Raw genomic sequence first — 15,383 nt, forward strand, 5'->3', positions numbered from 1 at the left:
CTTTTTTGTTTATTTGAATCTATAACTTTTCATTGACATAACGAACAAATTGATTCCACCAAACTTTCAAAAAGAAACTTTTTGAGATATTTTCCCCGCTTACCATTTCCATGCTAGGAGATTTTCCTTCTATATATCCCTTTCCTATAGGTTCTGGATCAGTATAGGTAAGAGTTCCGACGGAAGTCCCTGCTTTAACAGGGGCTTTGAAAGAAGATCGGCTCTTTTTAAAGGAGACTTTAGCTTCCACTTGGCTTCCTTGTCGCTCAATCACGATAAAATCATCCTTCGCGACGGCCTTGGTGGTTGAATGTTGGCCATCTAATACGGGAGCTTTACTATCGTTGTAACTGTCTCCTTTATTAACAACAAGAGTGGCTACGAAGTTTTGGGCAACGTAGTTCATGAGATTAGCAGTTGCTACAAAACGTGCATAAGGATCTCCGTCAATAGCCTCAACTCCAATGACAACGGTGATCATTCGAATCCCATTTTGGTTAGTGGATGCGACAAATGACATTCCTCCCTTTTCAGAATTCCCAGTTTTTAAACCATCTACCCCAGCTCTGTAATTCGGCATGTTTTCTAACATATAGTTGCTACTTTCCAGCTGAATCCCTGCAAATTGGGCATGAGATAGAGAGGTTAATTTGGTGATATCAGGATAGTCTTCTAGGAGGTGTTTTGCAATGACGGCTACATCATAGGCACTTAGTTTATTCTCTCGATTCTTTTTGTTATTTTCTTCCTCACCTTCACCCTCGGTAAAGGACTCATTGAGTCCGCTTGCGTTGACAATTTTTGCATCCGTAATTCCCCACTCTTTGAGCTTTTTTTTCATTAAGAGAACAAATTTTTCTTCACTGCCAGCAATTTTTTCTGCCAGGGCAATGGCAGCGCTATTCGCATTAGAAACTACTAAGGCAGTCAGTAATTCTTTTACTTTGTAGTTCCGAGCTTCCATAGGGACGTTGCTAATTCCCTCAATGAGGGTGAGTTGGTAGGCTTTATCAGAAATTGCGACGTTATCATTTAGAGAGATTTTTCCTTTTTGAATTGCCTCATAAACAAGATAGATGGTCAGAAGATTGCTGATTCCTCCGACTTCTTTTTTTACATCACTGTTTTTTTCGTAGAGAATTTTCCCTGTTGTCGCATCAATGGCAATAGCCTCTTGAGCACCGACATCAAATGTGTCGGCGAATACGGGAGAGACAATTGTGAGTGAAAAGGTTAAACAAAGAAGTAAACTAATTATTTTTTTCACGATGGCTTCCTTTTTGTTTTATTCCTTTCTATTGTATCATAAAGAATGCTAGTGTTTGTAAAACAATAGTGTTCAAATCTATTATTTTAAAGGAAGTTATTTTCAGGGAGAGGGGGCATTCGAAAGATGGTTGGTAAAAATGACAGAAATAGTGTATAATGGTAGAAAACCTAACATAAGGAGATGGAGATGAAAGCGAAAAAACGTATTATTCTTGCGGGAGTTTCTATGGCTAGTGCTTTGCTTTTAGCAGCTTGTGGTGGCGGAACCAGCAATCAATCAACTTATTCTTTTATTTATTCAACAGATCCAAATACCTTGGACTACATTGCTTCTACTCGAACGACTACATCTGATATTACAAGCAATTTAGTAGATGGCTTATTAGAAAATGACAAGTACGGAAATTTTGTACCAAGTTTAGCAGAAGATTGGACGGTCTCTGAAGATGGCTTGGTTTATACCTATAAATTACGCAAAGATGCAAAATGGTATACCAGTGAAGGAGAAGAATATGGAGCTGTTACAGCTCACGATTTCGTAACAGGGGTTAAACACGCTGTTGAAGTGAAGTCGGAAGGGCTTTTCTTGATTCAAAATTCAATCAAGGGCTTAGATGCTTATGCAAAGGGGGAAACTAAAGACTTCGATACAGTGGGTGTCAAAGCTCTAGATGATTACACGGTTCAATATACCTTGGAACGTCCAGAAAGCTTTTGGAATTCCAAGACCACATCAGGTGTTCTCTTCCCTGTGAATGCTGACTTTCTCAAAGCTCAAGGAAAAGATTTCGGTTCTTTAAAACCAAGTAGTATCTTGTATAATGGTCCTTATTATTTGAAGAATTTAACTTCTAAATCTGAAATCGAACTGGTTAAAAATAAAGACTACTACGATGAGAAGAATGTCCATGTCGATAATGTAAAATTGACCTATAGTGATGGATCAGATCCAGAATCAATTATTAAGAAATTTGAAAAAGGACAATATTCCTTTGCCTCAGTTATGCCAAATAGCTCAACTTATAAGAGTGTGAAAAAACAATTTGGCGATAATATTGTCTATGGTATCCAATACGGAACTACCTATTACTTAGGTTTCAACATTGATCGTCAGAAATATGAGCATACTGCTAAAACAACAGATGCTCAAAAATCATCGACTAAACAAGCTATCTTGAATAAAGACTTCCGTCAAGCCATTAACTTTGCATTTGATCGTTTGGCCTATGCTGCTCAAACTTCAGGTGAGGATGCGGCGAGTAAGATTCTTCGTAACACCCTAGTTCCTCCAACTTTTGTTCAAGTGAATGGAGAAGAATTTGGTAAAGTTGTTGAAAAACAATTAGTTTCTTATGGAGATGAGTGGAAGGATACCAATTTAGACGACGCCCAAACAACCCTTTATAATGCAGAAAAAGCCAAGGCGGAGTTTGCAAAAGCGAAAGAACAACTTCAAAAACAAGGAGTTCAGTTCCCAATTCATTTAGATTATGTCGTTAGTCAGACGGACAACAGTCAAGTGCAACAAGCTAGTTCCTTCAAGCAATCCGTAGAAGCTGTCTTGGGAGCTGATAATGTTGTGGTGGATATCCAAAAATTATCCGATGACGATTTTAATAATATCACTTATTTCACTGATACAGCCGCGGATAAGGATTATGATTTAGCTGGAGGAGGTTGGGTTCCAGACTACCAAGACCCATCTACCTATTTAGAAAGTCTTAGTCCAGTAAATGGATCGATTGTCTATTACCTTGGAGTGGATGCTGGATCGGCTAGTCCTTCAATTGCAGCCGTTGACTTTGGTAAGTATGGTGATCTCTTGAAAGATGCAGATGCAGAGGTATTGGATCAGGCAAAACGTTACGAAAAATATGCAGTAGCTCAAGCTTGGTTGACAGATAGTTCTCTTATTTTACCAACTGTTTCAAATGGTGGAACTCCGATGCTTCAACGAACAGTTCCATATACTCGTGCAGCTTCATGGGTTGGAACCAAAGGTTCAGGGACCAACTACAAATACTTGGAGCTAACAAAAGATGTTATCAAGGCCAAAGACTATGAAGCAAGCAAAGAAAAGTGGTTGAAAGAAAAGGCTGAGTCTAATCAAAAAGCTCAAGAAGAGTTAAAAAACCACATTGAAAAGCAGAAATAAGTATCTGATAATCTAAACTGAAACTAGGAATAGGAAGAAAATAATTTTTAACAGAAGAGAAGGAAAGTGGAGTTTTTAGGGCTAGAAGTAGCCTAAGCTCCACCTTTTTCCGACTGTTTGAATTGATACTATCTAAGCAAATATTCTGAAAATTTAGTTTACTTTTTTCACCACTTATGCTATAATTTTAACTAAATTCAATTAAAATGGAGACCTACAAATGAAAAAAAGTAAAGTGTTTGCACTTGCGGGTGTATCATTACTAGCAGCAACTTTCCTTGCAGCATGTTCTGGATCAAAAGAAAGCAAGTCTGCATCAGGCGAAGATAAAACGTATGGCTATGTTTATAATGACGATCCAATAACTTTGGATTATACGGTATCTTCAAAAGCTTCGGTTCATGATATTACTACAAACGGTGTAGATGGTTTGTTGGAAAACGACAAATACGGGAACCTTGTTCCATCTATCGCAGAAGATTGGTCTGTTTCTAAAGACGGCTTGACTTATACCTATAAGATCCGTAAGGGAGTTAAATGGTATGATGCTGATGGTGAGGAGCATGGTGAAGTAACAGCTCATGACTTCGTTACTGGATTGAAGCATGCAGCAGACAAAAAGTCAGAAACTCTTCCTTTGGTTCAAGATTCTGTCAAGGGCTTGAAAGACTATGTGGATGGAAAAATCACTGATTTTTCTCAAGTTGGGGTAAAAGCAGTAGATGATTACACACTTGAGTATACCTTGAATCAACCTGAAACTTTCTGGAATTCTAAAACAACCAATGGTGTTCTCATGCCAGTTAACGGTGAATTCTTGAAGAGTAAGGGGGATGATTTTGGTCAACCAGGTGATGTAAAATCGATCCTTTATAACGGACCATTCCTTCTTAAATCTATCACTTCTAAATCAGAGATTACCTTTGAGAAGAATGAAAACTATTGGGATAAAGACAACGTTCACATTAGCAAGATTAAGTTGTCTTATTACGATGGGTCAGACCAGGATTCTTTAGCGCGTGCCTTTAGCGATGGATCATATACCACAGCGCGTCTCTTCCCAGCTAGCTCGAATTTTGCGTCTGTTGAAGCAAAATACAAAGATAATATCTACAACACACAACCTGGTTCTGGTGTAGCAGTCTTTGGTTTCAATATTGACCGTCAAGCTTACAACCATACTTCTAAAACATCAGATGAACAAAAATCATCTACTAAGAAAGCCATCTTAAACAAAAACTTCCGTCAAGCTATCACCTTTGCCTTGAACCGTGAGAACTACTCAGCACAAGTCAATGGTAAAGAATATGCTAAGGCAGCTATTCGTAACATTTACACAGCTCCTGCATTTGTTCAAGTAAATGGTAAAGACTTTGGTGATGTAGTAGCAGACAAGCTACAAACTTATGGAGATCAATGGAGCGGTGTGAATCTTGCAGACGGTCAAAATGGACTCTATAGCAAGGAAAAAGCAAAAGCTCAGTTTGAAAAAGCAAAAGCGGAACTCCAAAAAGAAGGTGTTCAATTCCCAATCCACTTGGATGTTCCGGTTGCACAAAACTCAACAAACTTTGTGTCACGGATGCAATCCTTCAAGCAATCAGTTGAAGATACGCTTGGAAAAGAAAATGTTGTGGTAGATCTTCAGATGATGGACCAAGATGCAGTCTTGAATATCACACTTAACGTGCCATCTGCAGCGGATGCTGACTGGGACCTTCAAGGACTTGTGGGATGGAATCCAGACTATGATGACCCATCTACTTACCTTGATACCTTGCAACCATCTTCTCCAGACCAAACCAAGACTTACCTTGGATTTGCTGGTGGTGTAGATAATGCTTCTGCTAAAGCAGTTGGTTTAGATGAATATGCTAAGTTGCTTGACGATGCAGAAAAAGAAACCCTAGACGTAGTGACGCGTTATGAAAAATTTGCAGCAGCGCAAGCTTGGTTAACAGATAGCGCATTGGTAATTCCAACTATGACAAGCTCTGGTGCAGCTACAGTAGTTTCAAAAGTGGTTCCATTCTCTGGACCTTCCTCACAAACAGGTAATAAAGGATCAATGTATTTCAAATATCTAGAAGTCCAAGATGAACCTGTCACTAAAAAACAATATGACGAAGCACGTGAAAAATGGTTGAAAGAAAAAGCTGAATCAAATAAGAAAGCTCAGCAAGATCTTGAAAAACACGTCAAATAATAACCTTCATCAGAACTTTCTCTAATAGGGGGGAAAGTTCTTTTGAACATTAAAGGAACGGAATATGAAAAAATATATATTTATGCGTATTTTACGTTCGTTGGTGTCGATTTTCCTTGTAACGACATTGACCTACACGATTATTTATACGCTGACCCCAAGAAATTTAATTTTCAAAAACGACCCTAACTACAATAAGATTGCGAAAACAAAAGACTCTAAAATCAATTATGAAAATACAGTCTATGATCGCATGGGGTATATAGAATATCTTGATTCAAAATCTTTGAAAGAAAAAGCAAGCAAGGAAGACTCATCAGTAACAGTAGATCCTACCAAAGAAAACGAAAAAATCTACAAAAAGTACATTTCTAGTCTTGGAAATGGCTGGGTGTTGAAACGTTTCCCTGAAAACAAGGGTTTCTACGCAACTCGTGAAGTTCCTGTTTTTGAACGTGTCATTGGATTTTATGGTAATTTGATTCAAATTGACCATCCAAATGTGGTCAAAGATGCTTCAAATCCAAAACTTGAGCGTTATATTCGAATTGAAAATGATCCTGCTATTGGTTGGTCAGTAGTTGGTTCAGGGACTAAGCATAAATATCTATTGTACTTCAATGGTCAATTCCCGTTCATTCATCAAAATTTTGTATCGTTAAACCTGGGTGAATCATATCCAACTTATTCAAATACACCAGTTCTTCAAGTTATTACCCAAGGACAAGGTACGACTAAGAAGAGTGAAGTAAACTTCCCAACAGGGAAAAAAGAGTCTTCTATCAATATCTACTCACGTACATACAAATCACCAAGCAAGGCAGATGCTCAAGATATCGCCCGCTTTGGTGAAGGCGATGCCTATACAGCAACTTTGAGTAATTATGAAAATCCATCTATGATTGTCAGCTCAGCCATTATCGGTTTGATCGGGATTGCGATTGCCTACTTGATTGCTATTCCTTTAGGATCTTATATGGCTTTGTTGAAGAATACTTGGTTTGATAGTGCATCTACGGCAACTTTAACATTTATGATGTCATTGCCAACGATTGCTTTGGTCTACATCGTTCGCTTGGCGGGCTCTTCTATCGGCTTACCGGATTCCTTCCCAGTGTTAGGGGCTCAGGATTGGCGCTCTTATGTACTGCCTTCTTTGATTTTGGGCCTTTTGAGTGCACCAGGATTGGCAGTTTGGATTCGCCGTTACATGATTGACTTGCATTCTCAAGACTTTGTCCGTTTTGCACGTGCCAAAGGGCTTTCTGAGAAAGAAATTTCACGCAAGCATATTTTCAAAAACGCCATGGTTCCGATCGTTACAGGGATTCCTGTTCAATTGGTCTTGGTTATCTCAGGAGCTACCTTGACAGAAACTGTCTTTGCCTTCCCTGGTATGGGTAAAATGTTGATTGATTCCATCAAGGCATCGAATAATACCATGGTGGTGGGTCTTGTCTTCATCTTTACTGTTCTTGCTGTATTTGGAGCAATGGCTGGTGACATTCTCATGGTTATGGTAGACCCTCGTATCAAATTGACAACTAAGAAAGGAGGCAAATAATGTCTACAATCGATAAAAAGAAATTCCAATTTGTTGAACGTGACGACTTTGCCTCTGAAACAATTGATGCGCCGTCGTACTCCTACTGGAAATCGGTATTTCGCCAATTTTTCAAAAAGAAATCAACCATTTTCATGTTAGCAGTCTTGGTGGGAATTCTCTTGATGAGTTTTGTTTATCCAATGTTTTCAAACTTTGATTACAATGATGTAAGTAAAGTAAATGATTTCACTGCTCGTTTGAATCCCCCAAGTGCCAAAGCTTTCTTTGGTACAGATAACAATGGTAAATCCTTGTTTGATGGAGTTTGGTTTGGTGCCCGCAATTCGATTATCATCTCTTTTATTGCTACCCTGATCAACGTTGTAATTGGTGTAGTGATTGGTGGGATTTGGGGTGTGTCAAAATCAATCGACCGCTTCATGATGGAAGTTTATAACGTTATTTCAAACGTTCCATTCATGTTGATTGTTATTGTCTTGACTTACTCAATCGGTGCTGGTTTCTGGAACTTGATTTTGGCGATGACGGTAACAGGATGGATTGGGATTGCTTATTCTATCCGTGTCCAAATTATGCGTTACCGTGATTTAGAGTACAACTTGGCCAGCCGTACTTTGGGGACTCCAACTCTAAAAATCGTGACAAAAAACATTTTGCCGCAGTTGGTATCTGTTATTGTGACGACAACAACTCAATTGTTGCCAGCCTTTATTTCAACTGAGGCCTTCCTTTCCTTCTTTGGATTGGGATTGCCAATTACAGTTCCAAGTTTAGGTCGTCTGATTTCAGACTACTCACAAAACGTAACAACCAATGCGTATCTTTTCTGGATTCCATTGACAGTTTTAGTCTTGGTATCCTTGTCATTCTATATCGTTGGACAAAACCTTGCAGATGCCAGCGATCCACGTACACATAGATAGGAGGAGTAGGTATGACAAATGATAAAAATGTAATCTTATCTGCTCGCGATATCGTAGTAGAATTTGATGTTCGGGATCGTGTCTTGACAGCTATTCGCAATGTCTCTTTGGACCTTGTTGAAGGTGAGGTCATGGCACTTGTTGGTGAATCAGGTTCAGGTAAATCTGTTTTGACAAAAACCTTCACAGGAATGTTAGAAGACAACGGACGAATTGCCAATGGTAGCATTAATTATCGTGGGCAAGAATTAACAGAACTCAAGTCAAACAAAGACTGGGAAGATATCCGCGGTGCAAAAATTGCAACAATCTTCCAAGATCCAATGACCAGTTTAGACCCGATTAATACAATCGGATCACAAATTACGGAAGTTATTATTAAACACCAAGGTAAGAGTGCCAAAGAAGCCAGAGAAATGGCCATTGATTATATGGAAAAGGTTGGAATCCCAGAAGCGGAACGTCGCTTTGATGAATATCCTTTCCAATATTCAGGTGGGATGCGCCAACGGATCGTTATTGCTATTGCGCTTGCTTGTCGTCCTGATATCTTGATCTGTGATGAGCCTACAACGGCCCTTGACGTAACCATCCAAGCCCAAATCATCGACTTATTGAAATCATTGCAAAAAGAATATAACTTTACAACAATCTTTATTACCCACGACTTAGGTGTGGTAGCAAGTATTGCAGATAAGGTTGCCGTAATGTATGCTGGTGAAATTGTAGAATTTGGTAAAGTAGAAGAAATCTTCTACGATCCAAGACATCCTTATACATGGAGTCTCCTTTCAAGTTTGCCACAATTGTCTACCTCAAAAGGTGATTTATATTCTATCCCAGGGACTCCTCCATCATTGTATTCATCAGTAAAAGGTGATGCCTTTGCTTTGCGCTCTGACTATGCCATGCAAATTGATTTCGAGGAACACCCACCAGTCTTCAATGTTTCGGATACACATTGGGCTAAAACGTGGCTCTTGCATGAAGATGCACCAAAAGTAAACAAACCTGAAATCATTGATAATCTTCATGAAAAGATTAGTGCGAAGATGGGATTCACTACAATCAAGGACTAGGAGAAGGAAATGACAGAAAAATTAATAGAAGTTAAAGATCTAGAAATTTCCTTCGGTGAAGGAAGTAAAAAATTTGTAGCTGTAAAGAATGCAAATTTTTTCATCAATAAAGGTGAAACATTCTCTCTTGTTGGTGAGTCAGGTAGTGGGAAGACGACGATTGGTCGTGCAATCATTGGTTTGAATGACACTAGTGCAGGTGATATTCTATATAATGGTAAAAAGATCAATGGGAAGCAATCTCGCAAGGATGAAAATGAATTAATCCGTAAGATTCAAATGATCTTCCAAGACCCGGCAGCGAGTTTGAATGAACGTGCAACAGTCGACTACATAATTTCAGAAGGTTTGTACAATTATCACCTATTCGAAAATGAAGAAGACCGAGTACGTAAAGTAAAAGAGATTATGCATGAAGTGGGGCTTTTAGCAGAGCATTTGACTCGTTATCCTCATGAATTCTCTGGTGGACAACGCCAGCGGATTGGAATTGCTCGTGCCTTAGTCATGGAACCTGAATTCGTCATCGCCGATGAACCAATTTCAGCTTTGGATGTTTCAGTGCGTGCTCAAGTCCTAAACTTGTTGAAGAAATTCCAGAAAGAATTAGGTCTGACCTATCTATTTATTGCCCATGACCTTTCAGTTGTGCGCTTTATCTCAGATCGGATTGCCGTTATCTATAAGGGAGTTATTGTAGAGGTAGCTGAAACGGAAGAATTGTTCAACAATCCAATCCATCCTTATACACAATCTCTCCTGTCTGCAGTTCCTATTCCAGATCCAATTCTAGAACGCAAAAAAGTTCTGAAAGTTTATGATCCTGATCAGCATGATTATTCAACCGACAAACCAGAAATGGTTGAAATCAAGCCTGGACATTACGTTTGGGCAAATAAAGCAGAACAGAAAAAATATAAAGAACTTGTATAATTATAAGAAAACGAGAAGAATACGCTTCTCGTTTTCTATTTTTAAAAAAAGAAAAACTTTTTTTAAAAAAATAGAAAAAAGTTATTGACAAGACGAGTGATGCGTGATATACTAATATAGTTGTCGCGCGAGAGCGACAAAGACCTTTGAAAACTGAACAAGACGAACCAATGTGCAGGGCACTATAACTAAGGTTATAGTACTGAACAATGAAAAAAACAATAAATCTGTCAGTGACAGAATGAGTTTAGACAAACAATTATTTTAATGAGAGTTTGATCCTGGCTCAGGATGAACGCTGGCGGCGTGCCTAATACATGCAAGTAGAACGCTGAAGGAAGGAGCTTGCTCTTTCCGGATGAGTTGCGAACGGGTGAGTAACGCGTAGGTAACCTGCCTGGTAGCGGGGGATAACTATTGGAAACGATAGCTAATACCGCATAACAGTAGATGTTGCATGACATTTACTTGAAAGGTGCAAATGCACCACTACCAGATGGACCTGCGTTGTATTAGCTAGTTGGTGAGGTAACGGCTCACCAAGGCGACGATACATAGCCGACCTGAGAGGGTGATCGGCCACACTGGGACTGAGACACGGCCCAGACTCCTACGGGAGGCAGCAGTAGGGAATCTTCGGCAATGGACGGAAGTCTGACCGAGCAACGCCGCGTGAGTGAAGAAGGTTTTCGGATCGTAAAGCTCTGTTGTAAGAGAAGAACGAGTGTGAGAGTGGAAAGTTCACACTGTGACGGTATCTTACCAGAAAGGGACGGCTAACTACGTGCCAGCAGCCGCGGTAATACGTAGGTCCCGAGCGTTATCCGGATTTATTGGGCGTAAAGCGAGCGCAGGCGGTTAGATAAGTCTGAAGTTAAAGGCTGTGGCTTAACCATAGTACGCTTTGGAAACTGTTTAACTTGAGTGCAGAAGGGGAGAGTGGAATTCCATGTGTAGCGGTGAAATGCGTAGATATATGGAGGAACACCGGTGGCGAAAGCGGCTCTCTGGTCTGTAACTGACGCTGAGGCTCGAAAGCGTGGGGAGCAAACAGGATTAGATACCCTGGTAGTCCACGCCGTAAACGATGAGTGCTAGGTGTTGGGTCCTTTCCGGGACTCAGTGCCGCAGCTAACGCATTAAGCACTCCGCCTGGGGAGTACGACCGCAAGGTTGAAACTCAAAGGAATTGACGGGGGCCCGCACAAGCGGTGGAGCATGTGGTTTAATTCGAAGCAACGCGAAGAACCTTACCAGGTCTTGACATCCCTCTGACCGCTCTAGAGATAGAGCTTTCCTTCGGGACAGAGGTGACAGGTGGTGCATGGTTGTCGTCAGCTCGTGTCGTGAGATGTTGGGTTAAGTCCCGCAACGAGCGCAACCCCTATTGTTAGTTGCCATCATTTAGTTGGGCACTCTAGCGAGACTGCCGGTAATAAACCGGAGGAAGGTGGGGATGACGTCAAATCATCATGCCCCTTATGACCTGGGCTACACACGTGCTACAATGGCTGGTACAACGAGTCGCAAGTCGGTGACGGCAAGCTAATCTCTTAAAGCCAGTCTCAGTTCGGATTGTAGGCTGCAACTCGCCTACATGAAGTCGGAATCGCTAGTAATCGCGGATCAGCACGCCGCGGTGAATACGTTCCCGGGCCTTGTACACACCGCCCGTCACACCACGAGAGTTTGTAACACCCGAAGTCGGTGAGGTAACCTTTTAGGAGCCAGCCGCCTAAGGTGGGATAGATGATTGGGGTGAAGTCGTAACAAGGTAGCCGTATCGGAAGGTGCGGCTGGATCACCTCCTTTCTAAGGATAAGGAAACCTGCACGTTCGTCATGTTTAGTTTTGAGAGGTCTTGTGGGGCCTTAGCTCAGCTGGGAGAGCGCCTGCTTTGCACGCAGGAGGTCAGCGGTTCGATCCCGCTAGGCTCCATTGGTGAGAGATCACCAAGGATGAACATTGAAAATTGAATATCTATATCAAATAGTAACAAGAAAATAAACCGAAAACGCTGTGAATATTTAATGAGTTTTCTAATTTAGAAAAAATTAGGTTAATAAGGTTAAGTTAATAAGGGCGCACGGTGGATGCCTTGGCACTAGGAGCCGAAGAAGGACGTGACAAACGACGAAATGCCTCGGGGAGCTGTAAGTAAGCTTAGATCCGGGGGTGTCCGAATGGGGGAACCCAGCAGGTAATGCCTGTTACCCATATCTGTTAAGGATATGAGGAGGAAGACGCAGTGAACTGAAACATCTAAGTAGCTGCAGGAAGAGAAAGCAAAAGCGATTGCCTTAGTAGCGGCGAGCGAAACGGCAGGAGGGCAAACCGAAGAGTTTACTCTTCGGGGTTGTAGGACTGCGATGTGGACTTAAAGATTATAGAAGAACTACCTGGGAAGGTAGGCCAAAGAGAGTAACAGCCTCGTATTTAAAATAGTCTTTATACCTAGCAGTATCCTGAGTACGGCGAGACACGTGGAATCTCGTCGGAATCTGGGAGGACCATCTCCCAACCCTAAATACTCCCTAGTGACCGATAGTGAACCAGTACCGTGAGGGAAAGGTGAAAAGCACCCCGGGAGGGGAGTGAAATAGAACCTGAAACCGTGTGCCTACAACAAGTTCGAGCCCGTTAATGGGTGAGAGCGTGCCTTTTGTAGAATGAACCGGCGAGTTACGATATGATGCGAGGTTAAGTTGAAGAGACGGAGCCGTAGGGAAACCGAGTCTGAATAGGGCGTTTTAGTATTATGTCGTAGACCCGAAACCATGTGACCTACCCATGAGCAGGTTGAAGGTGCGGTAAAACGCACTGGAGGACCGAACCAGGGCACGTTGAAAAGTGCTTGGATGACTTGTGGGTAGCGGAGAAATTCCAAACGAACTTGGAGATAGCTGGTTCTCTCCGAAATAGCTTTAGGGCTAGCGTCGACATTAAGATTCTTGGAGGTAGAGCACTGTTTGGGTGAGGGGTCCATCCCGGATTACCAATCTCAGATAAACTCCGAATGCCAATGAATTATGGTCGGCAGTCAGACTGCGAGTGCTAAGATCCGTAGTCGAAAGGGAAACAGCCCAGACCACCAGCTAAGGTCCCAAAATAATTGTTAAGTGGAAAAGGATGTGGGGTTGCACAGACAACTAGGATGTTAGCTTAGAAGCAGCTATTCATTCAAAGAGTGCGTAATAGCTCACTAGTCGAGTGACCCTGCGCCGAAAATGTACCGGGGCTAAAACAATTTACCGAAGCTGTGGATACCTTTTATAGGTATGGTAGGAGAGCGTTCTATGTGTGAAGAAGGTATACCGTGAGGAGTGCTGGAACGCATAGAAGTGAGAATGCCGGTATGAGTAGCGAAAGACAGGTGAGAATCCTGTCCACCGTAAGACTAAGGTTTCCAGGGGAAGGCTCGTCCGCCCTGGGTTAGTCGGGACCTAAGGAGAGACCGAAAGGTGTATCCGATGGACAACAGGTTGATATTCCTGTACTAGAGTATGTAGTGATGGAGGGACGCAGTAGGCTAACTAAAGCGTGCGATTGGAAGTGCACGTCTAAGCAGTGAGGTGTGAATTGAGTTAAATGCTTAGTTCTATAACATTGAGCTGTGATGGGGAGCGAAGTTTAGTAGCGAAGTTAGTGATGTCACACTGCCAAGAAAAGCTTCTAGCGTTAAACATACTCTACCCGTACCGCAAACCGACACAGGTAGTCGAGGCGAGTAGCCTCAGGTGAGCGAGAGAACTCTCGTTAAGGAACTCGGCAAAATGACCCCGTAACTTCGGGAGAAGGGGTGCTGACTGATGTCAGCCGCAGTGAATAGGCCCAAGCAACTGTTTATCAAAAACACAGCTCTCTGCTAAATCGTAAGATGATGTATAGGGGGTGACGCCTGCCCGGTGCTGGAAGGTTAAGAGGAGTGCTTAGGCGTAATGCGAAGGTATGAATTGAAGCCCCAGTAAACGGCGGCCGTAACTATAACGGTCCTAAGGTAGCGAAATTCCTTGTCGGGTAAGTTCCGACCCGCACGAAAGGCGTAATGATTTGGGCACTGTCTCAACGAGAGACTCGGTGAAATTTTAGTACCTGTGAAGATGCAGGTTACCCGCGACAGGACGGAAAGACCCCATGGAGCTTTACTGCAGTTTGATATTGAGTGTCTGTGCCACATGTACAGGATAGGTAGGAGCCATAGAGATCGGGACGCCAGTTTCGATGGAGGCGTTGTTGGGATACTACCCTTGTGTTATGGCCACTCTAACCCGGATAGGTGATCCCTATCGGAGACAGTGTCTGACGGGCAGTTTGACTGGGGCGGTCGCCTCCTAAAAGGTAACGGAGGCGCCCAAAGGTTCCCTCAGAATGGTTGGAAATCATTCGCAGAGTGTAAAGGTATAAGGGAGCTTGACTGCGAGAGCTACAACTCGAGCAGGGACGAAAGTCGGGCTTAGTGATCCGGTGGTTCCGTATGGAAGGGCCATCGCTCAACGGATAAAAGCTACCCTGGGGATAACAGGCTTATCTCCCCCAAGAGTTCACATCGACGGGGAGGTTTGGCACCTCGATGTCGGCTCGTCGCATCCTGGGGCTGTAGTCGGTCCCAAGGGTTGGGCTGTTCGCCCATTAAAGCGGCACGCGAGCTGGGTTCAGAACGTCGTGAGACAGTTCGGTCCCTATCCGTCGCGGGCGTAGGAAATTTGAGAGGATCTGCTCCTAGTACGAGAGGACCAGAGTGGACTTACCGCTGGTGTACCAGTTGTCTCGCCAGAGGCATCGCTGGGTAGCTATGTAGGGAAGGGATAAACGCTGAAAGCATCTAAGTGTGAAACCCACCTCAAGATGAGATTTCCCATAACAATATGTTAGTAAGAGCCCTGAGAGAAGATCAGGTAGATAGGTTAGGAGTGGAAGTTGTGTGAGCAATGGAGCGGACTAATACTAATAGCTCGAGGACTTATCCAAAAAGTAACTGAGGATATTTACAGCAGGTTAGATTTTTGTTAGAATATAGGTATTCAATTTTGAATGTTCATCATTCAGAGTTAAGTGACGATAGCCTAGGAGATACACCTGTACCCATGCCGAACACAGCAGTTAAGCCCTAGAACGCCGGAAGTAGTTGGGGGTTGCCCCCTGTGAGATATGGTAGTCGCTTAGCTTTTTTCCGCCATAGCTCAGTTGGTAGTAGCGCATGACTGTTAATCATGATGTCGTAGGTTCGAGTCCTACTGGCGGAGTAAGTACC

7 protein-coding genes, 2 tRNA genes and 3 rRNA genes are annotated in these 15,383 nt (G+C 42.4%); 11 read left to right on the plus strand and 1 reads right to left on the minus strand.

What is annotated here, in order from left to right; genetic code table 11:
• Positions 1-19: 19 nt before the first annotated feature.
• The gene (gene pbp3, locus E5S68_RS09365) at positions 20-1,267 is read right to left on the minus strand and encodes a D-alanyl-D-alanine carboxypeptidase PBP3 (RefSeq protein WP_135783319.1); all 1,248 of its coding nucleotides are present in this window, start codon (positions 1,265-1,267) and stop codon (positions 20-22) included.
• Positions 1,268-1,456: 189 nt separating this feature from the next.
• Between pbp3 and E5S68_RS09370 the strand changes: the two genes are divergently transcribed.
• From E5S68_RS09370 to E5S68_RS09420, 11 genes are all read left to right on the plus strand, one after another.
• On the plus strand, positions 1,457-3,424 hold the full coding sequence (locus E5S68_RS09370) for a peptide ABC transporter substrate-binding protein (RefSeq protein WP_135783320.1): 1,968 nt from the start codon (positions 1,457-1,459) through the stop codon (positions 3,422-3,424).
• 220 nt (positions 3,425-3,644) lie between these two features.
• The gene (locus tag E5S68_RS09375; protein ID WP_135783321.1) at positions 3,645-5,630 is read left to right on the plus strand and encodes a peptide ABC transporter substrate-binding protein; all 1,986 of its coding nucleotides are present in this window, start codon (positions 3,645-3,647) and stop codon (positions 5,628-5,630) included.
• Positions 5,631-5,694: 64 nt separating this feature from the next.
• Entirely contained in the window at positions 5,695-7,194 is a 1,500-nt protein-coding gene (locus tag E5S68_RS09380) for an ABC transporter permease (RefSeq protein WP_135783322.1), read from the plus strand.
• Complete coding sequence (gene oppC, locus E5S68_RS09385; protein WP_048692005.1) at positions 7,194-8,120, plus strand: oligopeptide ABC transporter permease OppC; 927 nt, start codon at positions 7,194-7,196, stop codon at positions 8,118-8,120. Before E5S68_RS09380 ends, oppC begins: the two co-directional genes overlap by 1 nt.
• Positions 8,121-8,131: 11 nt before the next feature.
• Positions 8,132-9,199, plus strand: a complete 1,068-nt coding sequence (locus E5S68_RS09390; protein ID WP_135783323.1) for an ABC transporter ATP-binding protein — start codon at positions 8,132-8,134, stop codon at positions 9,197-9,199.
• 9 nt (positions 9,200-9,208) lie between these two features.
• Positions 9,209-10,132 (plus strand): ATP-binding cassette domain-containing protein, encoded by a 924-nt coding sequence (locus tag E5S68_RS09395; RefSeq protein WP_135783324.1) that lies wholly within the window; start codon positions 9,209-9,211, stop codon positions 10,130-10,132.
• Positions 10,133-10,395: 263 nt separating this feature from the next.
• Positions 10,396-11,944, plus strand: a 16S ribosomal RNA gene (locus E5S68_RS09400).
• A 53-nt stretch (positions 11,945-11,997) separates the two neighbouring features.
• Positions 11,998-12,070: transfer RNA gene (locus E5S68_RS09405), tRNA-Ala, on the plus strand.
• 128 nt (positions 12,071-12,198) lie between these two features.
• Positions 12,199-15,100, plus strand: a 23S ribosomal RNA gene (locus E5S68_RS09410).
• 80 nt (positions 15,101-15,180) lie between these two features.
• A 5S ribosomal RNA gene (gene rrf, locus E5S68_RS09415) occupies positions 15,181-15,296 on the plus strand.
• The 16S, 23S and 5S rRNA genes sit together here with 2 tRNA genes alongside, the layout of an rRNA operon.
• Positions 15,297-15,301: 5 nt before the next feature.
• Positions 15,302-15,375 (plus strand) — tRNA-Asn (locus E5S68_RS09420).
• Positions 15,376-15,383: the final 8 nt, after the last annotated feature.

It is taken from the genome of Streptococcus rubneri, assembly GCF_004785935.1.
GTDB lineage: Bacteria > Bacillota > Bacilli > Lactobacillales > Streptococcaceae > Streptococcus > Streptococcus rubneri.

What these genes read in the sequence shown, in the direction of transcription:
- E5S68_RS09370 (WP_135783320.1), top strand. Translation starts at nt 1,457, where the DNA reads ATGAAAGCGAAAAAACGTATTATTCTTGCGGGAGTTTCTATGGCTAGT.
- E5S68_RS09375 (WP_135783321.1), top strand. Translation starts at nt 3,645, where the DNA reads ATGAAAAAAAGTAAAGTGTTTGCACTTGCGGGTGTATCATTACTAGCA.
- E5S68_RS09380 (WP_135783322.1), top strand. Translation starts at nt 5,695, where the DNA reads ATGAAAAAATATATATTTATGCGTATTTTACGTTCGTTGGTGTCGATT.
- oppC (WP_048692005.1), top strand. Translation starts at nt 7,194, where the DNA reads ATGTCTACAATCGATAAAAAGAAATTCCAATTTGTTGAACGTGACGAC.
- E5S68_RS09390 (WP_135783323.1), top strand. Translation starts at nt 8,132, where the DNA reads ATGACAAATGATAAAAATGTAATCTTATCTGCTCGCGATATCGTAGTA.
- E5S68_RS09395 (WP_135783324.1), top strand. Translation starts at nt 9,209, where the DNA reads ATGACAGAAAAATTAATAGAAGTTAAAGATCTAGAAATTTCCTTCGGT.